Genomic DNA, 19,070 nt, shown 5'->3' on the forward strand with positions numbered 1-19,070 from the left:
GGTGCGGTCAGTGGTGCAGTCCGGGGACCTCGAAGTCGAAGACCCCGGAGTCGAACTGGTTGTACCCGTTGTAGTCCACCAGCTCGTAGAGCCGAGCGCGAGTGAGCATGTCCGGCACGGCGGCCTCCTGGGTGCCGTCGGCGCGGATGCTCTGCAGCACGCGCTCCATCGCCCCCAGGGCGGCGCGCATCAGGGTCACCGGGTAGATGATCATGTTCACCCCGGCGTCCTGGAGCTGGTCGGCGGTGAACAGCTGCGACTTCCCGAACTCGGTCATGTTCGCCAGGATCGGCACGTCCACGGCCGCCCGCATCGCCTCGAACTCCGAGAGGTCCGCCATCGCCTCGGGGAAGATCGCGTCGGCCCCGGCGTCCACCAGGGCCCTGGCCCGGTCGGTGGCGGCGCCCAGGCCCTCCACCCCGCGGATGTCGGTGCGGGCCATGATCAGGAAGTTCTCGTCCCGGCGGGCCTCGGCGGCGGCCCGGATCCGCTTCACGGCCGTGTCGAGGTCCACGACGTTCTTGCCGTCGAGGTGGCCGCATCGCTTCGGGTTGAACTGGTCCTCGATGTGGCACCCGGCCAGGCCCGCGTTCTCCAGCTCCTGGACGGTGCGGGCCACGTTCATGGGCTCCCCGAAGCCGGTGTCGGCGTCGACCAGGCAGGGCAGGTCCGTGGTCCGGGCGATCTGCCCGGCCCGGGCGGCGACCTCGGGCAGGGCCGTGAGCCCGATGTCGGGGAAGCCGAGCTCGTTGGCGAGCACGGCCCCGGAGATGTAGACGCCGTCGAAGCCCTGCTCCTGGATGAGCTTGGTGGACAGCGGGGTGTAGGCGCCGGGGAACTGCACGATCGACGGCCCGGCGAGCATCTCGCGCAGGGCGGTCCGCTTGGCCTCGGGGGTGGTGGTGGAGAACAGCATGGTCTAGAAGATTCCCTTCGTTCCGGTGCGCAGCTCGACGGCGGCGGTGACGTTGAGGGCGTCCAGCTGCCCGGCGCCCAGGTCCGGGAGGTTCTCGGCCGCGTCGATGAACCGGTCCAGCTCCTCGTCGGCGACGACGCCGGCGGCCAGCGTCCGCAGCTTGGCGACGTACTGCTCGCGGGCGAACGGCCGGGCCCCGAGCGGGTGGGCGTCGGCCACGGCGATCTCCTCGACCACGGTGGAGCCGTCGGTGAGGGTGATCTCGGCCCGGCCCCCGAAGGCCTTCTCGGCCGGGTCCAGGGAGTGGTAGCGGCGGGTCCACTCCGCGTCCTCGGCCGTGGTGACCTTGTGCCACAGGGCCACGGTGTCCGGCCGCCCGGCGCGCTCGGGGGCGTAGGAGCCCACGTGGTCCCAGGCCCCGTCCTGCAGGGCGACGGTGAAGATGTAGGGGATGGAGTGGTCGAGGGTCTCCCGGGTGGCGGAGGGGTCGTACTTCTGCGGGTCGTTGGCCCCGGAGCCGATCACGTAGTGGGTGTGGTGGGAGGTGTGCAGCACGATCCGCTCGATCCGCTCCGGGTCGGCCAGCTCGGGCCGCTCCCGGTGCAGCTTGCGCGCCAGGTCGATCCAGGCCTGCGCCTGGTACTCCGCGGAGTGCTCCTTGGTGTAGGTGTCCAGGATCGCGGCCTTGGCCTCGCCCGGGGCCGGCAGCGGCACCTCGTAGGCCGCACCCGGCCCGTCCAGCAGCCAGGCGATGACTCCGTCCTCGCCCTCGTAGATCGGGGTGGGGGAGGTCTGCCCGCGCATCGCCCGGTCCACGGCCTCCACGGCCATCTTCCCGGCGAAGGCGGGGGCGTGGGCCTTCCAGGTGGAGATCTCGCCCTTGCGGGACTGGCGGGTCGCGGTGGTGGTGTGCAGGCCCTGGCCGATCGCGTGGAAGATCGTCTGGACGTCCAGGCCCAGCAGGGTGCCGATCCCGGCGGCCGCGGACGGGCCGAGGTGGGCGACGTGGTCGATCTTGTGGGCGTGCAGGCAGATGGCCTTCACGAGGTCCACCTGCAGCTCGTAGCCGGTGGCGATGCCGCGCACCAGGTCGTGGCCGGTGGCGCCCACGTGCTGGGCCACGGCCAGGATCGGGGGGATGTTGTCGCCGGGGTGGGAGTACTCCGCGGCCAGGAAGGTGTCGTGGTAGTCGAGCTCGCGCACGGCCACGCCGTTGGCCCAGGCGGCCCACTCGGGGGAGACCTTGTGCTGGTCGGCGGCCACCCCGTAGAGGGCGGACCCGGTCCCGTGCGGACCCGGGGCGTGGGACAGCGCCTGGTCCCGGGCCGAGACGATCGGGTCCCGGTTGAGCGAGGCGATCGCCACCGAGGCGTTGTCCAGGACCCGGTTGATCACCATCTCGGTCACCTCCGGGGTGACCTCGACCGGGTCCGCCGCGACCTCGGCCATCTTCCAGGCCAGCTGCTCCTGCCGGGGCAGGTTGTCCTTGGACGGGTGGACGCGCACGGGGTGCAGAACGGTCATGGGTTTTCCTCTCATCGGGGACCGACCAGGGATCGGATCGGGGGTGCCCGCGCTCAGCCGGCGGCCTCGAGCGGGGGAGCGGGCTGGACCCACTCGCGGACAGGGGTGGTCAGGACGGCCTGCAGGGAGTTGGCCAGGTGCACGCGCGTGGCGGCCTCGGCGAGCTCCTCGGAGCCCTCCGCGACGGCGCGGGCGATCTGGGCGTGCTCGGCGGCCGCCCGGGCGAGGCGGTCGGGGTTGGTGCGGGACAGCTTGCGCACCCGGGCCAGGTGCAGGCGCAGGGAGCGCTGGGCCGCGGTCAGGTACGGATTGGCCGTGGCCTCGTCGATGGCCCGGTCCATGCGCTCCACGAGGTCGTAGTACCCGGCCCGGTCCGTTCCCGGCCCGTGCAGCTGGGCCACGACCGCCTCGAGCTCCGCGGCCAGTTGCTGGAAGGCGACCGGGTCGCGGCGCCGGGCGGCGAGCCGGGCGGCCCGGCAGTCGAGGGCCTCCCGCAGCTCGAACAGGGCGCGGACGTCCTCGAGGGAGACCTGGGAGACCACCACGCCGCGGCCCCGGTGCGTCTCCGCGAGCCCGTCGGCGGTGAGCCGGCTCAGGGCCTCGCGGATCGGCGTGCGGGAGATGCCGAAGCGCTCCGACTGCTCGACCTCGCCGAGCACCTGGCCCGGGAGCAGCCGCCACTCGACGATGTCCTCGCGCAGCGCCTCGTAGGCGCGGTCGCTCGCTCGCACGGGGCTCCCTCCTCGCTCTCGGGGGCCGCGCCGGGGAATGCGGCGCGGAGCCTGCGTGACAGGCATCACAATGCCCCTCCATTGTATACACAGTTGGCGCAGGATGGCGAGCGCGGCGGGTCGTGATTGAGGGGATTCCCCGTCAATGTATACAAGGGTCTTGTTCCCTGTGACCTGCACCACTAGGGTGTCCGGCAGGACCGCAACCCCGGGAGGACCCATGAGCACCGACCACCGAACACCGCCGCACGGCGAGGGCTACGCGGAGGTCTACCAGCGCAGCGTGCAGGACCCGGAGGGCTTCTGGCTCGACGCCGCCCGCGCGGTGGACTGGGTGCGCGAGCCCACCCGGGCCCTCGACGACACCACCGCCCCCCTCTACCGCTGGTTCCCGGACGGCGAGCTCAACACCTCCTACAACGCTCTCGACCGGCACGTGGAGGCCGGGCACGGCGAGCGCACCGCGCTGGTCTACGACTCCGCGGTGCTCGGCGTCCAGGAGCGCTTCAGCTACGCCCGCCTGCGGGACGAGGTCGCCCTGTTCGCCGGGGCGCTCGCGGCCCGGGGGGTGGGCAAGGGCGACCGCGTGCTCATCTACCTCCCGATGATCCCGCAGGCCGCGGTGGCGATGCTCGCCTGTGCCCGGCTGGGCGCGGTGCACTCCGTGGTCTTCGGCGGGTTCGCCCCGAAGGAGCTCGCCTCCCGGATCGACGACTCCCGGCCGGTGGTGGTGGTGACCACGACCGGCGGGGTGGAGCCGAAGCGGCGGATCGAGTACATCCCGGCGATCGAGGAGGCCCTGCGGATGGCCGAGCACGCGCCCGGGACGGTGCTGGTGCACGAGCGCCCCGGGTTCGAGACCACGGTCGAGGACGCCCGGGGCCGGGCCGGGTCCGACGGGCAGCCCGCCGTGGAGTGGCTCGACTGGGCGAGCGCCGTCGAGGGCGTCGAGCCCGCGGCGCCCGTCCCGGTCGCGGCCACCGATCCGCTCTACGTGCTGTACACGTCCGGGACCACCGGGACGCCCAAGGGCGTGGTCCGCGACAACGGCGGGCACGCCGTGGCGCTGACGTGGTCCATGCGCAACATCTACGACGTCGGCCCCGGCGAGGTGATGTGGACCGCGTCCGACGTCGGCTGGGTCGTGGGCCACTCCTACATCGTCTACGGCCCGCTCCTGGCCGGGGCCACCACCGTGCTGTACGAGGGCAAGCCCGTGGGCACCCCGGACGCCGGCGCGTTCTGGCAGCGCGTCGAGGACCACGGCGTCAAGGTGCTGTTCACCGCGCCCACGGCTCTGCGCGCCATCCGCCGGGCGGATCCCGAGGGCGAGCTGGTGCGCCGGCACGACATCGGCGCCCTGCAGACCCTGTTCGTGGCGGGGGAGCGGCTGGACCCCGAGACGTACCACTGGGCCTCCCGGGTGCTGGGCGTCCCGGTCGTCGACCACTGGTGGCAGACGGAAACGGGGTGGGCCATCTGCGCCAATCCCTTCGGGATCGAGAGGCTGCCCCTCAAGGCCGGCTCGCCGTCCGTGCCGGTGCCGGGCTACCGGGTGGAGATCCTGGACCCCCTGGGCCGGCCGGTCGAGGTCGGCGAGGAGGGCAACATCGCCCTGCGCCTGCCGCTGCCGCCGGGCACGCTGACCACGCTGTGGGGGGACGACCAGCGGTTCGTGAACTCCTACCTCACCGCGTTCCCCGGCTACTACGCCACGGGCGACTCCGGGCACGTGGACGAGGACGGCTACGTCTACGTCATGGGGCGCACCGACGACGTCATCAACGTCTCCGGGCACCGCCTCTCCACCGGGGCGATGGAGCAGGTCCTGGCTTCGCACCCGGCGGTGGCCGAGTGCGCCGTGATCGGTGTGGGGGACCCGCTCAAGGGCCAGCGGCCCGCGGGCTACGTGGTGCTCAAGACCGGCGCCGACCTGCCGGTGGAGCAGCTCCAGGAGGAGCTCGTGGCGCTGGTGCGCCGGCAGATCGGGGCGGTGGCCGACTTCAAGGACGTCTCGGTCGTGGAGGGACTCCCCAAGACCCGGTCGGGGAAGATCCTGCGCAAGACCATGCGCCAGATGGCCGACGGCGAGGACTACGCCGTGCCCTCGACGATCGAGGACCCCTCCGTGCTGGAGGTCCTCGAGAAGGTGCTGCGCCCGTCCCGGGAAGGGTGACGCCCCGGCGCGGTCGCCGGACGGCCGTGCTCAGCGGCCGGGGGAGACGTCCTGCCCGGCCCACCCGTACTCGAGCTCGGGCCTGCCCGGTGTGCCGTAGCGCGGGCGGCGCTGCACGAGACCGCGTGCGGCCAGGTGCTCGAGGTAGCGCCGGGCGGTGACCCGGGACAGCGTGCTGCGCTCCGCGACCTCCCCCGCGGAGAGCCAGCCCCCGCCGCGCACCAGTGCGGTGACCGACTCCAGGGTCTGGGCGGACAGCCCCTTGGGCGCGTCCGGCCGGGCCGAGGCGCCGAGGGCCGCGAACGCGCGGTCCACCTCGGCCTGCCCCATGGTCCCCGCCGCGCCCAGGGCGGAGCGGTAGCGGCGGTAGGCGGCGAGCTTCTCCTCGAACACGGCGTAGGTGAAGGGCTTGATGAGGTAGCCGACGACGCCGAGCGTGCCCGCCGCACGGACGGTCGCCACGTCCCGGTGGGCCGTGATGACCAGCAGGTCCACGGTCTCGCCGCGGGCGCGCAGGGTGCGGGCCACGTCGAGGCCGGACATGTCCGGGAGGTTCACGTCCAGGAGCACGAGGTCCACGGGCCGCCCCGCTCGCCGGGCGGCCTGCACGGCCTGCACGGCCGTCCGCCCGGACACGGCGGTGGCGGCCGTCTCGAAGCCCGGCGAGCGCTCGACGTACTGGGCGTGGGCGGCGGCGGTGAGCGGCTCGTCGTCGACGACCAGGACGCGGACCGGCGCGCTCACGGGGCCCGCTCCGCCGGGGCGTCGCGGGTCACCGGGACGGTCACCGTGAACACGGCCCCGCCGTCGTTGCGGTGCTCGATCCGCGCGCCCCACCGGTCGGCGACCTCCCGCACCAGGTGCAGGCCCACGCCGCGCCCCTCGGGGCCGGCCGGCTTGGTGCTGACGCCGAGCTCGAACACCTCCTGAGCGAGGCCCTCGGGGACGCCCATCCCGGTGTCGGCGACGGTGATCGCGACCGCGTCCCGGGCCGGATCCGCGGCGTCGGGCGCCCGGGCGATCTCGACCTCGACGACGGGACGGACCCGGTCGGCGTTGGCCGCCGCGGCCTCGACGGCGTTGTCGACGAGATTGCCGACGAGGGTCACGAGGTCGGCGGGGGAGACGGGGATCCGGGGCGCGTCCGGGTCGACGACAACCTCCAGCTCCACGCCGCGCTCGTGGGCCGCGGCGGTCTTGCCGACCAGCAGGGCCGCGAGGAACGGATCGTCGAGGTGGGCGAGGAGGTCCTCGGACAGGACCCGGGTGCGCACCATGTCGGCCGAGGCGAAGCCGAGGGCCTCCTCGTCGCGGCCGAGCTCCAGCAGGGAGACGACCGTGTGCATGCGGTTGGCGTGCTCGTGGGTCTGGGCCCGCAGCGCCCCGGCCAGCGCAGCGGTGGCGCGCAGCTGTCCCGAGAGCCGCGAGATCTCGGTGTGGTCCCGCAGGATCACGATCGTGCCGCGCCCCGCGAGCGCTCCGCGGGCCGGGAGGGCCGAGACGATGAGGGTGCGCTCCCCGACCACGAACCACTGCTCCTGCACGGGCGCGCCGGCGCGCAGCAGGACGGCCAGCGCGTCCGGCAGGTCCAGGGCCGCGACGGGCAGGGGCTCGTGCCGGGCCGGTCCCGGGGCCGCCGGCGTCCGGACCCCGAGCAGCTCCCGGGCCCGGGCGTTGAGCACCTGCACCGCGCCGGCCGTGTCCACGAGCAGGAGGCCCTCCGTGGCCTCGTTGAGCACGGCGTCGTGCAGCGAGTGCACCTGGGCGAGCTCCTCCGGCCCCCAGCCGTGGGTGACCCGGCCCAGGTACCGGGAGCCGAGCGCCGCGACCGTCGCCGATCCGGCCAGCAGCAGCAGCCCGACCAGGAGCACCGCCGGCAGCTGGGCGAGCGCCTGCTGCGAGAGGGCCTCGAGGAGGACACCCGTGGCCACGAGCGCCACGACCGTGCCGTCCCCGTCCCGGACCGGGGCGATCGTGCGCACGGAGGGGCCGAGGTTGCCGCGCTCCGTGCTGGTCCAGGTCTGCCCGGCGAGTGCGTGCGAGCGGTCCCCGCGGTAGGCCTCGCCGACCGAGGAGGGCAGAGGGTGCGTCCAGCGCGTGCCGTCCGGGGCCATGATCGTGACGAAGTCGAGGTCCGTGTCCGCGAGCAGCCGGTCCGTGAGCGGCTGCAGCACGGCGTGCGGGTCCGGCCCGCCCGCCGCCTCGAGCACGTACGGGTCGTCCGCGAGCGCCGTGGCGAGGACGCGGGTCACGGCTTCGGCGCGCTCCACCACGGCCCCGCGCTCGTGGGCGAAGAGGACCAGGGAGACGGCGAGGGTCACGAGTGCGACGACGGCCAGCTGCAGCAGGAGGTAGCGCCTGGCCAGGGACATGTCCGCTCCTCGATCTCCCGGTCGTCCCTCCCTCGGCTGTGGTGGGCGTCACGACCATTATGACCACAACACGACAGGGCGACGGGCGCCGGTGAGACTCGTCACACCGGCCCGACCACGGGCCCCGAGCACCCGCACCGCCCACCGAACCGGAGGAGCAGCATGGCCACCGTCGCCACGGACCCCGTCGACCCGCAACCGCCCGCCCAGAAGCAGAAGAAGGACAGGACGCACTACCTGTACGTCTTCGTGATCGTCGCCGTCGTCGCCGGCGCCGTCCTGGGCCTCGTGGCCCCGGAGTTCGCCCAGTCGCTCAAGCCGGTCGGCACCGCGTTCATCGCCCTGATCAAGATGATGATCGCCCCCATCATCTTCTGCACGATCGTCCTGGGCGTCGGCTCCATCGCCAAGGCGGCGACCGTCGGCAAGGTCGGCGGCCTGGCCCTGGCCTATTTCATGGCGATGTCCACGATGGCACTGGGCATCGGCCTGCTGGTCGGCAACCTCATCCACCCCGGCGAGGGCTTGAACATCCAGGGCTCGGAGTACGAGATCACGGACGCCGGCCACGGGGACGGCGAGGGCGGGACCATCGGCTTCCTGCTCGGCATCATCCCCACCACGCTGCTGTCCTCCCTGACCGAGGGCAACATCCTGCAGACCCTGTTCGTGGCCCTGGTCGTGGGCTTCGCGCTGCAGCAGATGGGCCCGGCCGGCAAGCCGGTGCTCAAGGCCGTCGGCCACGTCCAGGCCCTGGTCTTCCGGATCCTGATCATGGTCATGTGGGCCGCCCCCGTCGGGGCGTTCGGCGCGATCGCCGGCGTGGTCGGGGAGACCGGCGTGCAGGCCATCGTCTCGATGGCCACGCTGATGATCGCCTTCTACCTCACCTGCGTCCTGTTCGTCGTGGTGGTCCTGGGCGGCCTGCTCAAGGCGGTCACGGGGATCAACATCTTCCGGCTCATGAAGTACCTGGGCCGCGAGTACCTGCTGATCTTCTCGACCTCCTCCTCCGAGGCGGCCCTGCCCCGGCTGATCGCCAAGATGGAGCACGTGGGCGTCTCGAAGCCGGTGGTCGGCGTCACGGTGCCGACCGGCTACTCCTTCAACCTGGACGGCACGGCCATCTACCTGACCATGGCCGCCCTGTTCGTGGCCTCCGCGATGGGCAACCCGCTGGCCCTGGGCGAGCAGGTCTCCCTGCTGGTGTTCATGATCATCGCCTCCAAGGGCGCCGCCGGCGTGACCGGTGCGGGCCTCGCCACCCTCGCCGGCGGGCTGCAGTCCCACCGGCCCGACCTGGTCGACGGCGTGGGCATCATCGTGGGCATCGACCGGTTCATGTCCGAGGCCCGCGCCCTGACCAACTTCACCGGCAACGCGGTCGCCACCCTGCTGATCGGCAAGTGGACCCGGGAGATCGACCTCGTCCAGGTCGAGCGCGTGCTCTCGGGCCGGGACGCGTTCGACGAGGCCACCATGGCCGCCCACTCGCACGGCGCCGCCGAGGACGGACCCGCTCCCCGGGGCGGCGCCGGAGCCCGCGTGGAGGACTCCGTCGCCGAGAAGGTCGAGGTCGGGGCCGGCGTGCGCTGACCCGCCCCGGCGTCGCCCCGCGCCCGCCGTGCCCGTCCGGGCACGGCGGGCGCGGGGCGTTGCCGGCTCCACCGGTCCCGGGAATTCGGGGCCGCCCGGCGGCGGCGGTACCCTGGTAGCTGATCGAGTCCAGGAAAGCCCCAGGTCGGCCCGTCCGGCCCGGGCCGCCCCGTGCCCGGGGCCGGTCCGCCCGGGGGCGACCACGAACGAAAGAGCGGTGCCACGAGTGAGCCAGCAGAGCGACGAGAGGATCCCCGGCACGGGCGAGGCCGGGACGGGAACCGTCGGCCTGACCGGCCGTCCCGTCCGCGACTTCCCCGAGCCGCCCGAGCTCTCCACCCACGGGCCCGCCCGGATCATCGCGATGGTCAACCAGAAGGGCGGGGTCGGCAAGACCACCTCGACCATCAACCTGGGCGCCGCGCTCGCCGAGCTGGGCCGCAAGGTCCTGCTGGTCGACTTCGACCCGCAGGGAGCTCTCTCCGCCGGTCTCGGCGCCAACCCCCACGAGCTGGAGCTGACGGTCTACAACGTCATGATGGACCGCTCCGTGGACGTCTGGGACGTGGTCCAGGAGACCGACGTCGAGGGCGTCGACCTGCTCCCCGCCAACATCGACCTCTCCGCGGCCGAGGTGCAGCTGGTCACCGAGGTGGCCCGCGAGCAGGTCCTGGCCAGTGCCCTGCGCAAGCTCGAGGAGCACTACGACGTCATCATCATCGACTGCCAGCCCTCGCTGGGGCTGCTGACGGTCAACGCGCTGACGGCGGCGCACGGGGTGGTCATCCCGCTCATCGCCGAGTTCTTCGCCCTGCGCGCCGTGGCACTGCTCGTGGACTCCATCGAGAAGGTCCAGGACCGGCTCAACCCCCGGCTGCAGATCGACGGCGTGCTCGCCACCATGTTCGACTCCCGGACCCTGCACTCCCGCGAGGTCATGGCCCGGATCGTGGACGCGTTCGGGGACAAGGTCTTCGACACGGTCATCAAGCGCACGGTGAAGTTCCCGGACGCCACGGTGGCGGCCGAGCCCATCCTGTCCTTCGCCACGGCCCACCAGGGCGCCGAGTCCTACCGCCAGCTGGCGCGGGAGCTCATCTCGCGCGGCGGCGCGCCCTGATGCATCCCGAGGAGCTGCCGGACCCCACGGGGACCGGCGGCTTCGCGGTCCGGCTGGAGGACTTCGCGGGGCCCTTCGAGGTCCTGCTCTCGCTGATCGCCAAGCACGAGCTGGACATCACCCGGATCGCGCTGGCCACCGTCACCGACGAGTTCCTCCAGTACGTGCGCGCCCTGCACCGGAACGGCTCGGCGCGCGCCCTCGACGAGGCCAGCGAGTTCCTGGTGGTCGCCGCCACCCTCCTGGACCTCAAGGCCGCCCGGCTGCTGCCGCGCGGCGAGGTCGAGGACGAGGAGGACGTGGCCCTGCTCGAGGCGCGGGACCTGCTCTTCGCGCGCCTGCTGCAGTACAAGGCGTTCAAGGAGGTGGCGGTCCTGCTCGACGAGCGGATGCGGGCCGAGTCCACCCGCCTGCCCCGGTCCGTGCCCCTGGACCCGGAGGTGGCGGCCGCGCTGCCCGAGCTCGACTGGCGGACCACGCCCGAGCAGTTCGCCGAGATCGCCCGCTCGGTCTTCACGTCCCGGCCCGGGGCGCCCGCGGAGGTCGCGGTGGACCACCTGCACGAGGCCGTCGTGACGGTCCGCGACCAGGCCGAGATCCTCGCGGGGCTCCTCGAGGACGGCGCCCCGCGCTCCTTCCGGGTGCTCGTCGCGGACGCGGGGTCCACCCTCGCGGTGGTCGTGCGGTTCCTGGCGCTGCTCGAGATGTACCGGGACGCGGTGCTCGAGCTCGCCCAGGAGCAGCCGCTGGGCGAGCTGACGGTCCGCTGGACCGGGGCAGGCACCGGGTGGACCGCCGACCGGCTGTCCGAGGACGCCGCGGGGGCCCCGGACGGCGGCGAGTCCCCGCACGGACTCCCGTCCCCGGACACCACCCCGGTCGAGGTCCCGGCCGTCTCGGGAGCCTCCGCGTGAGCGCCGCGGCCGAGGACGGACCGGACCTCGAGGCGCTGCCCGGCGGCGTGCGGGCCGCCGTCGAGGCGATCCTGATGGTCGCCGACGAGCCGGTGAGCGAGTACGCGATCGCCGCCGCCCTGGTGCTCCCGGTCGCGTCCGTGCAGCGGGTCCTCGACCGGCTCCGTGCGGAGTACGACGGCGTCGGCGCGGATCCGGGGTATGATGGTACGTTGGCGCCGCGCGGGTTCGAGCTGCGCAGCACCGGTGCCGGCTGGCGGATCCACTCGCGCGGCGAGTTCGCCCCCGTCGTCTCCGCGTTCGTCGCGGAGGGACAGACCGCCCGGCTGTCGCAGGCGGCCCTCGAGACCCTGGCCGTCGTGGCCTACCGCCAGCCCGTGAGCCGGGGGCGCATCTCCGCGATCCGCGGGGTCAACGTCGACGGCGTCGTCCGCACGCTCGTGCAGCGGGGCCTGATCCGTGAGCTCGAGCGGGACGGCGAGTCCGGCGCCGTGCTCTACGGCACCACCACGTTCTTCCTGGAGAAGATGGGCATCGGCTCGCTCGACGAGCTCCCCGACATCGCCCCTCATCTGCCGGGCATCGACCAGATCGACCACTACGAGGACTGAGACACCACCATGGCCACTTCACGTTCATCATCCGGGCGACCCGGGCCCGGCGGGCGCCGCGCGCCCGGGTCCCAGGGCGGCCGGAAGCCCCGCACCGGCCAGGGCGGCACGTCCTACCAGGGCGGCAAGGGCGCCCCCGGCCGCAGCCCCGCGAAGGGCGGCACCGCGAAGGGCGGCACCGCCAAGGGCGCCGCGCCCCAGGGCGGAGCCCGGGGCCGCGGGTCCCAGGGCGGCCCGGCCAAGGGAGGTGCCGCCGGGGGCGGCGCCAAGGGCGCGTCCCCGGCGGGCGCCGGCCAGGACCGCGGGCCCCGTCCCTTCGCGTCCTCCGAGAAGAGCGCCCGGCGGATGCCCGCCACTCCGTACCGCCCGCCGCACCGCAAGCGCCGGCCCAAGAACCCGCCCGTGGACCGGCTCGACCAGCACGACCCGAACGGGGTGCGGCTGCAGAAGCTCATGGCTCAGGCCGGCGTGGCCTCGCGGCGGGTGTGCGAGGAGATGATCGAGGCCGGCCGGGTGCAGGTCAACGGGGAGACCGTCACGGAGCTCGGCATCCGGGTGGACCCGGACAGCGTCGAGATCCACGTCGACGGCGTCCGCGTCCAGCTCGACGAGAACCTCGTCTACTACGCGTTCAACAAGCCCGAGGGCGTGCTCTCCACCATGGACGACCCCGAGGGGCGGCCGTGCGTGTCCGACTACCTGAACCAGCAGCGCAACGAGCGCGTCTTCCACGTGGGCCGCCTCGACGTCGAGACCGAGGGCCTGCTGCTGCTGACCAACGACGGCGAGCTGACCAACCGGCTCACCCACCCCTCCTACGAGGTCCCCAAGACCTACCTCGTGCAGGTGCGCGGGCCCATGGAGAAGGGCATCGGCGCGGCCATGAAGGCCGGCATCGAGCTCGAGGACGGCATCGCCTCCGTGGACTCGTTCCGCCTCGTGGACTCCACCCCCGGGCACCTGCTCGTGGAGGTCGTCCTGCACTCCGGGCGCAACCGCATCGTGCGGCGGCTCTTCGACGCCGTGGGCCACCCCGTCGAGAAGCTCGTGCGCACCGAGGTCGGCCCCATCCGGATCGGGGACCAGCGCCAGGGCACCATCCGCCGGCTCTCGAAGACCGAGGTCGGGCACCTCCTCGCCTCGGTCGGCATGTAAGGAGCACCCGTGACGCAGACCCCCTCCGCGCCCGCGGCCCCCGCGGCGACCTCCGGGCCCGTGCTCGTGGTCGGCGCCGGCCTGCTCGGCGCCAGCATCGGGCTGGGCCTGCGCCACCTCGGCGTGGACGTCTGGCTGCAGGACTCCTCGCCCACCGCCGAGGCCGTGGCCCAGGACATCGGCGCGGGCCGCTCCTGCCGCGCCGCCGGGGAGGCCGGGGTGCCGGAGCCGGCCCTCGTCGTCGTCGCCACCCCGCCCGACGTCACCGCGCAGACCGTGGTCGAGGCGCTGGGGCGCCACCCGGACGCCGTGGTCCTCGACATCGCCTCCGTCAAGGAGGCCGTGCTCGAGGACGTGCGCGCCCTGGGCGGGGACCTCACCCGGTACGTGGGCACCCACCCCATGGCCGGCCGGGAGAAGTCCGGGCCCGTGGCCGCCCGCGGCGAGCTGTTCACGTCCATGCCGTGGGTGGTGTGCGACTCGGGCCGCTCCGCGCCCGCGGCGCTCGCCGCGGCGAAGAACCTCGCCGTGGACCTCGGCGCGACCGTGACGTTCATGGACGCCCGGGAGCACGACGCGACCGTCGCGCTGATCTCCCACCTGCCGCAGGTGATGTCCTCCCTGCTGGCCTCCCGGCTGCAGGACACGCCGCTGCACCACCTGTCCCTCGCCGGACAGGGCCTGCGGGACACCACGCGCATCGCCGCCTCCGACCCCGGCCTGTGGGTGCAGATCCTCTCCGCCAACGCCGGGCCGGTCGTCGCGTCCCTGCACGGCGTGCGCGAGGACCTCGAGCGGCTCATCGCCACCCTCGAGGAGCCGCGGGCTCCCGGCGCGCGGCTGGACATCGCCCAGCTCGTGGCCGAGGGCAACGCCGGCCAGGCCCGCATCCCGGGCAAGCACGGCGGGGCCCCCCGGGCGTTCGCCACCCTGACCGTCCTCGTGGGTGACGTGCCCGGGCAGATCGCCCGCCTGCTCACGGAGATCGGGGAGATCGGGGTCAACCTCGAGGACCTGCGCCTCGAGCACTCCCCGGGCCAGCCCGTGGGCCTCGTCGAGGTCTCGGTGCTGCCCAACCGCCGCAAGGAACTCGTCGAGGCGCTCCAGGAGCGCGGATGGAAGGTCGTGCAGTGAACACCGGAACGAACACCGCCCGCAGCGCAGCCCCCGGGACCGGGGCCCCGGCCGGACGGCCGCTGGTCGTGGCCGTCGACGGCCCCTCCGGCTCCGGCAAGTCCAGCGTGTCCAAGGAGGTGGCCCGCCGCTTCGGCCTCGCCTACCTGGACACGGGCGCCATGTACCGCGCCCTGACGTGGTGGTGCCTCGACCGGGACGTGGACCTCGCCGACGGCGACGCCGTGGCCGAGGCCGCCCGCGACTTCCCGCTCGCCCAGGGCACCGACCCCGACCGGGAGCTCGTGTTCGTCGGCGGGACCGACGTGGGGGTCGAGATCCGGGGCGCCCGGGTGACCGAGGCCGTCAGCGCGGTGGCCACCAACCCGGCGGCACGGGCCGTGCTGGTGGCCCGCCAGCAGGAGATCATCGCGGACAGCGGCCGGCGGATCGTGGCGGAGGGCCGGGACATCACCACCGTGGTGGCCCCGGACGCCGACGCCCGGATCCTGCTCACCGCCGACGAGCGGGCCCGGATGGCCCGCCGCGGCCTGCAGATCGGCGGCGTCGAGGACGCCGACCGGCTGCGGGCCCAGGTCGTGGGCCGGGACGCGAAGGACTCCACGGTCGTGAACTTCACCGAGGCCGCCGACGGCGTCGTGACCATCGACTCCTCCGAGCTCACCGTGGAGCAGACGGTCCAGGCCGTCGTCGACGTGGTCGTCCGGGCCGCGGGCCGCTCCGCCTAGACCGGCCCGCCCGGGCCCCCGAGACATTTTCCGCACCCCGACCGGCCGCACCCGGCCCAGCGAAGGACAGCCATGACCGGCAACCCCGAGAACCCCGCGCACGACACCGCGCACGACCCCTACGAGGCCGAGCTCCTCGGCGGCAGCACGGACGACGTCGCCCAGCGGCTCGCGGCCATCGACGACGACGAGGCCGACCAGCGCGCGCAGGCGCTGCGGGCCGGGCTCGAGGACTACGAGCTCGACGAGGAGGACGCCGCGCTGCTCGCCGAGTGGGCGGAGGACGGCGACCGCGCCCCGGTGCGCCGGCCCGCCCCGGTGCTCGCCATCGTGGGGCGGCCCAACGTGGGCAAGTCCACCCTGGTCAACCGCATCCTCGGCCGGCGCGAGGCCGTCGTGGAGGACACCCCGGGCGTGACCCGGGACCGCGTCTCCTACCGGGCCACCTGGAACGGGCGCAACTTCACCCTCGTGGACACCGGCGGGTGGGAGTACGACGCCAAGGGCATCAACGCCCGGGTCGCCGAGCAGGCCGAGATGGCCGTGGAGTTCGCCGACGCCGTGCTGCTCGTGCTCGACGCCACCGTGGGCGTCACCGCCGCCGACGAGGCCATCGTGAAGATGCTGCGCAAGGTCCGGAAGCCGGTGATCCTGGTCGCCAACAAGGTGGACTCCCCGCAGCTCGAGGTCGAGGCCACCTACCTGTGGTCCCTCGGCATGGGGGAGCCGCACCCGGTGTCGGCCCTGCACGGGCGCGGCGCCGCCGACGTCCTCGACGCGGTCATGGAGGTGCTGCCCGATTTCTCCGCCGTCGCCGAGACCGAACTCACGGGCGGCCCCCGCCGCGTGGCGCTCATCGGGCGCCCCAACGTGGGCAAGTCGTCGCTGCTGAACAAGCTGGCCGGGTCCGAGCGCGTCGTCGTGGACCCCCTGGCCGGGACCACCCGCGACCCCGTGGACGAGCTGATCGAGCTCGGCGGCAAGCCGTGGCGGTTCATCGACACCGCCGGCATCCGCCGCCGCGTGCACATGGCACAGGGCGCGGACTTCTACGCGTCCCTGCGCACCCAGGCGGCGCTCGAGCGCGCCGAGGTGGCCGTGGTGCTGCTGGCCGCGGACGAGGTCCTCTCCGAGCAGGACGTCCGCATCCTGCAGCTGGCCGTGGACTCCGGGCGCGCCCTCGTGCTCGCCTTCAACAAGTGGGACCTCATGGACGAGGACCGCCGCTACTACCTGGAGCGGGAGATCGACCGCGACCTCGCCCACGTGGCCTGGGCGCCGCGGGTGAACGTCTCGGCGAAGACCGGCTGGCACAAGGACAAGCTCGTGCCCGCCCTCGAGACGGCGCTCGAGTCCTGGGACACCCGCGTCCCCACCGGGCGGCTCAACGCGTTCCTCGGCGAGATCGTGGCCGCCCACCCGCACCCCGTGCGCGGCGGCAAGCAGCCCCGCATCCTCTTCGGCACCCAGGCCTCCTCCCGCCCGCCGCGCTTCGTGCTGTTCACCACGGGCTTCCTGGACCCGGGCTACCGGCGGTTCATCACCCGCCGCCTCCGCGAGACCTTCGGCTTCGTGGGCACGCCCATCGAGGTGTCCATGCGCGTGCGGGAGAAGCGGAGCCGGAAGCGCTGAGGCGCCGGCCGAGATGAATTCCGCCGGAGGTTGCTGTAATGTGATGCGAGTGCTCGGGGCGGGAACGCACTGAGCAGTTCGGGCTGTGGCGCAGCTTGGTAGCGCACTTGACTGGGGGTCAAGGGGTCGCAGGTTCAAATCCTGTCAGCCCGACGATTCGAGGCCGGTGGACCGCGGGAACGCGGACCACCGGCCTTCTCTCGTTTCCGGGGGCGGCGCGGGCAGGCCCCGCGCGGCCTACTGCCGGGCCCGGGCGGCCGACTCGCGCAGCCGGTCGGGGTCGAGGTCCGGCCGGCCGCCGGCCGTGCCCACGACCTGGGCCGCCGCGGCGGCGGCCCACCAGGCCGCGGACCCGGGGCTCTCGCCGCGCAGCAGCGCGACGGTGAGCGCGGCGACGAACGCGTCGCCGGCACCGGTGGGGTCCACGGGGTCCTCGCCCAGGTGCGGCAGGACCACGTGCCCGCCCGGCCAGGCGACCACGTCGCCCTCCCCGGTCGCCAGGGCCACGACGCGCGGGCCCTCCGCGAGCAGCGACCGCGCGGCCCGCACCGTCCCCGGCACGTCCTGCGGCGCCCAGCCCACCAGGGCCTCGGCCTCGGCCGTGTCGGCCCGCACCACGGCGGCGGTGGCCAGCACCCGCCGGCGCACGTCCTCGTCCGCCGGGCCGCCGTCGGCCACGGTCAGCGCCCCGCCCGCCGCGGCGGCCTCCAGGGCCTCCGCCACGGCGGGCCCCGGCTGCTGCAGCTGGACCAGGACGGCGTCCGCCGAGCGCAGCAGGTCCCGGCTCGCGCGCACGTCCTCGGCCGTCAGCAGCGTCCGGGCGTCCACGTCCTCCAGCAGCCGGCGGACCCCGCGGGGCCCCACGAGGTCGACGAGCAGCGCGGTCGGGGCGCCGGGGCGGCGCACCACGGCGCCGACGCCGATCCCGTCGCCGGCGGCCTGGGCGAGCACCTCCTCGCCGGCGCGGTCCTGTCCGACGACGCCGACGAGCTGGACCTCCGCCCCGAGCTGGCGGCACCCGACGGCCTGGTTGGCGCCCTTGCCGCCGAGCAGCTCCTGCCGCTCGAGCACGTCCGTCGACCCGCCCGCCGCCGGGACCTCCTCCACGGTCAGCACGAGATCCCGCGCCACCTGCCCCACCACCACGACACCGGACATCCGGTCCTCCTTCCGCCGAGCGCTTCTCCTCGCGAGCCTAGGCCACGCCGGCCACGGTCCCCAGGGGTCGCCCCGCCGGGGACGCCGTCGGGCGGCGGCGGACCCGCACGGCCGGCCCGCCGTGGCGGCGCCCCACGGCGGGCCGCGGCGCATACACTGCACGGAACGTCGAGTGCCCCGGTCCCGGGGCCGGTCCCGAAGGAGCGCCGGAGTTGAACGACCTGTACGCCCTGCCGAAGGCGGAGCTGCACCTGCACATCGAGGGCACCCTCGAGCCCGAGCTCGCCCTCGAGCTGGCCGCCAAGAACGGGGTGGAGCTGCCCTACGGCTCGGTCGAGGAGCTCCGGCGGCAGTACGAGTTCGAGGACCTGTCCTCGTTCCTCCGCCTCTACTACGCCACGATGGCGGTGCTGCGCGACGCCTCCGACTTCGAGGCCCTGACCCGGGCGTACCTCGAACGGTCCGCCGCGCAGGGGCTGCGGCACGTCGACGTCTTCTTCGACCCCCAGGCGCACCTCGCCCGGGGAGTGCCGCTCGGCACGGTGGTCGACGGCATCCGCGCCGCCCTCGACGCCGCCCGCGCCGAGCACGGGCTCACCGGCACGCTGCTGCTGTGCTTCCTGCGGGACCGGCCCGCGGCCGAGGCGGAGGAGCTCTTCGACTCGCTCGGGGACCAGCTGGCGCGGATCGACGGGATCGGCCTCGACTCGGCCGAGGTCGGCCACCCGCCGGCCCGCTTCGAGGCGGTCTACGCGCGAGCGCGGGCGGCCGGGCTGCACGTCGTCGCCCACGCGGGGGAGGAGGCGGGCCCCGAGTACGTCCGGGAGGCCCTGGACGTGCTGCGCGTGGAGCGGGTGGACCACGGGATCCAGTGCCTGCGCGACCCCCGGCTCGTGGACCGGCTCGTCGCCGAGCGGGTGCCGCTCACCGTGTGCCCGCTGTCCAACGTCCGGCTGCGGGTGGTCGACACGCTCGCCGACCACCCCGTCCTGGAGATGCTCGAGCGGGGCCTGCTGGTCACGGTCAACTCCGACGACCCGGCGTACTTCGGCGGCTACGTCGGGGACGTCTTCCAGGGGCTGCGCGACGCCCTCGGCCTCACCGACGGGCAGGCGGCCGTGCTGGCCCGCAACTCGGTGGACGCGTCCTTCGCCGGGCCGGAGCGCAAGCGCTCGATCCACGCCGAGATCACCGCGTGGGAGCGCCGCTGAGCGTCCGACACCCTGTGCTCCCGCACGCCCGGGCCCGCGGTGGGGTCTGTGCCATAATCGAGCCGACCGCACCCGCCGGACCAGGAGTGACC

General features: G+C 74.1%; 16 protein-coding genes and 1 tRNA gene. 11 read left to right on the forward strand and 6 right to left on the reverse strand.

The features are described from left to right. Window positions 1-7: 7 nt before the first annotated feature. The 3 genes from prpB to RCG67_RS11410 are packed head-to-tail and all read right to left on the reverse strand — an operon-like array spanning window position 8 to window position 3,171. A complete protein-coding gene (prpB, locus tag RCG67_RS11400) occupies window positions 8-916 on the reverse strand; it encodes a methylisocitrate lyase (RefSeq protein WP_368826354.1) in 909 nt (302 codons plus the stop codon). Between the two features lie 3 nt (window positions 917-919). Next, window positions 920-2,440 (reverse strand): MmgE/PrpD family protein, encoded by a 1,521-nt coding sequence (locus RCG67_RS11405; protein WP_368826355.1) that lies wholly within the window; start codon window positions 2,438-2,440, stop codon window positions 920-922. 53 nt (window positions 2,441-2,493) lie between these two features. Next, on the reverse strand, window positions 2,494-3,171 hold the full coding sequence (locus tag RCG67_RS11410; protein ID WP_368826357.1) for a GntR family transcriptional regulator: 678 nt from the start codon (window positions 3,169-3,171) through the stop codon (window positions 2,494-2,496). A 220-nt stretch (window positions 3,172-3,391) separates the two neighbouring features. Between RCG67_RS11410 and RCG67_RS11415 the strand changes: the two genes are divergently transcribed. Beyond that, window positions 3,392-5,347: an AMP-binding protein gene (locus RCG67_RS11415; protein WP_368826359.1), complete on the forward strand. Its 1,956-nt coding sequence runs from the start codon at window positions 3,392-3,394 to the stop codon at window positions 5,345-5,347. 30 nt (window positions 5,348-5,377) lie between these two features. On the opposite strand, the gene RCG67_RS11420 is transcribed toward RCG67_RS11415, so the two are convergent. Then, window positions 5,378-6,091, reverse strand: coding sequence for a response regulator (locus tag RCG67_RS11420; protein ID WP_368826361.1), 714 nt, complete (start codon window positions 6,089-6,091; stop codon window positions 5,378-5,380). Next, the gene (locus tag RCG67_RS11425) at window positions 6,088-7,719 is read right to left on the reverse strand and encodes a sensor histidine kinase (protein ID WP_368826362.1); all 1,632 of its coding nucleotides are present in this window, start codon (window positions 7,717-7,719) and stop codon (window positions 6,088-6,090) included. The genes RCG67_RS11420 and RCG67_RS11425 overlap by 4 nt, the downstream gene beginning before the upstream one ends. Before the next feature lie 162 nt (window positions 7,720-7,881). Between RCG67_RS11425 and RCG67_RS11430 the strand changes: the two genes are divergently transcribed. The 9 genes from RCG67_RS11430 (at window position 7,882) to RCG67_RS11470 (ending at window position 16,762) form a co-directional block, all read left to right on the forward strand. Continuing rightward, entirely contained in the window at window positions 7,882-9,315 is a 1,434-nt protein-coding gene (locus RCG67_RS11430; protein ID WP_368826363.1) for a cation:dicarboxylate symporter family transporter, read from the forward strand. A gap of 226 nt (window positions 9,316-9,541) precedes the next feature. Next, window positions 9,542-10,435 (forward strand): ParA family protein, encoded by an 894-nt coding sequence (locus RCG67_RS11435; protein WP_058873745.1) that lies wholly within the window; start codon window positions 9,542-9,544, stop codon window positions 10,433-10,435. Next, the gene (locus RCG67_RS11440) at window positions 10,435-11,349 is read left to right on the forward strand and encodes a segregation and condensation protein A (protein WP_368826364.1); all 915 of its coding nucleotides are present in this window, start codon (window positions 10,435-10,437) and stop codon (window positions 11,347-11,349) included. The genes RCG67_RS11435 and RCG67_RS11440 overlap by 1 nt, the downstream gene beginning before the upstream one ends. Beyond that, window positions 11,346-11,960: an SMC-Scp complex subunit ScpB gene (gene scpB / locus RCG67_RS11445; protein WP_368826365.1), complete on the forward strand. Its 615-nt coding sequence runs from the start codon at window positions 11,346-11,348 to the stop codon at window positions 11,958-11,960. The genes RCG67_RS11440 and scpB overlap by 4 nt, the downstream gene beginning before the upstream one ends. A 9-nt stretch (window positions 11,961-11,969) precedes the next feature. Next, a complete protein-coding gene (locus RCG67_RS11450) occupies window positions 11,970-13,115 on the forward strand; it encodes a pseudouridine synthase (RefSeq protein ID WP_368826366.1) in 1,146 nt (381 codons plus the stop codon). Between the two features lie 9 nt (window positions 13,116-13,124). Next, on the forward strand, window positions 13,125-14,249 hold the full coding sequence (locus RCG67_RS11455; RefSeq protein WP_368826367.1) for a prephenate dehydrogenase: 1,125 nt from the start codon (window positions 13,125-13,127) through the stop codon (window positions 14,247-14,249). After that, on the forward strand, window positions 14,246-14,977 hold the full coding sequence (gene cmk, locus RCG67_RS11460) for a (d)CMP kinase (RefSeq protein ID WP_368826368.1): 732 nt from the start codon (window positions 14,246-14,248) through the stop codon (window positions 14,975-14,977). Before RCG67_RS11455 ends, cmk begins: the two co-directional genes overlap by 4 nt. Before the next feature lie 72 nt (window positions 14,978-15,049). Beyond that, entirely contained in the window at window positions 15,050-16,609 is a 1,560-nt protein-coding gene (der, locus tag RCG67_RS11465; protein ID WP_368826369.1) for a ribosome biogenesis GTPase Der, read from the forward strand. Window positions 16,610-16,688: 79 nt separating this feature from the next. Beyond that, window positions 16,689-16,762, forward strand: a tRNA-Pro gene (locus RCG67_RS11470). Window positions 16,763-16,846: 84 nt separating this feature from the next. On the opposite strand, the gene RCG67_RS11475 is transcribed toward RCG67_RS11470, so the two are convergent. Then, a complete protein-coding gene (locus tag RCG67_RS11475) occupies window positions 16,847-17,767 on the reverse strand; it encodes a PfkB family carbohydrate kinase (protein ID WP_368826371.1) in 921 nt (306 codons plus the stop codon). Between the two features lie 212 nt (window positions 17,768-17,979). Between RCG67_RS11475 and RCG67_RS11480 the strand changes: the two genes are divergently transcribed. Next, window positions 17,980-18,978, forward strand: coding sequence for an adenosine deaminase (locus RCG67_RS11480; protein ID WP_368826372.1), 999 nt, complete (start codon window positions 17,980-17,982; stop codon window positions 18,976-18,978). Window positions 18,979-19,070: the final 92 nt, after the last annotated feature.

It is taken from the genome of Kocuria cellulosilytica, from assembly GCF_040981245.1.
In the GTDB taxonomy this organism is placed as follows: domain Bacteria; phylum Actinomycetota; class Actinomycetes; order Actinomycetales; family Micrococcaceae; genus Kocuria; species Kocuria cellulosilytica.

Coding starts and splice junctions, on each gene's coding strand:
- RCG67_RS11415 (WP_368826359.1), top strand. CDS start 3,392: ATGAGCACCGACCACCGAACACCGCCGCACGGCGAGGGCTACGCGGAG.
- prpB (WP_368826354.1), bottom strand. CDS start 916: ATGCTGTTCTCCACCACCACCCCCGAGGCCAAGCGGACCGCCCTGCGC.
- RCG67_RS11425 (WP_368826362.1), bottom strand. CDS start 7,719: ATGTCCCTGGCCAGGCGCTACCTCCTGCTGCAGCTGGCCGTCGTCGCA.
- RCG67_RS11440 (WP_368826364.1), top strand. CDS start 10,435: ATGCATCCCGAGGAGCTGCCGGACCCCACGGGGACCGGCGGCTTCGCG.
- der (WP_368826369.1), top strand. CDS start 15,050: ATGACCGGCAACCCCGAGAACCCCGCGCACGACACCGCGCACGACCCC.
- RCG67_RS11450 (WP_368826366.1), top strand. CDS start 11,970: ATGGCCACTTCACGTTCATCATCCGGGCGACCCGGGCCCGGCGGGCGC.
- RCG67_RS11475 (WP_368826371.1), bottom strand. CDS start 17,767: ATGTCCGGTGTCGTGGTGGTGGGGCAGGTGGCGCGGGATCTCGTGCTG.
- RCG67_RS11430 (WP_368826363.1), top strand. CDS start 7,882: ATGGCCACCGTCGCCACGGACCCCGTCGACCCGCAACCGCCCGCCCAG.
- RCG67_RS11405 (WP_368826355.1), bottom strand. CDS start 2,440: ATGACCGTTCTGCACCCCGTGCGCGTCCACCCGTCCAAGGACAACCTG.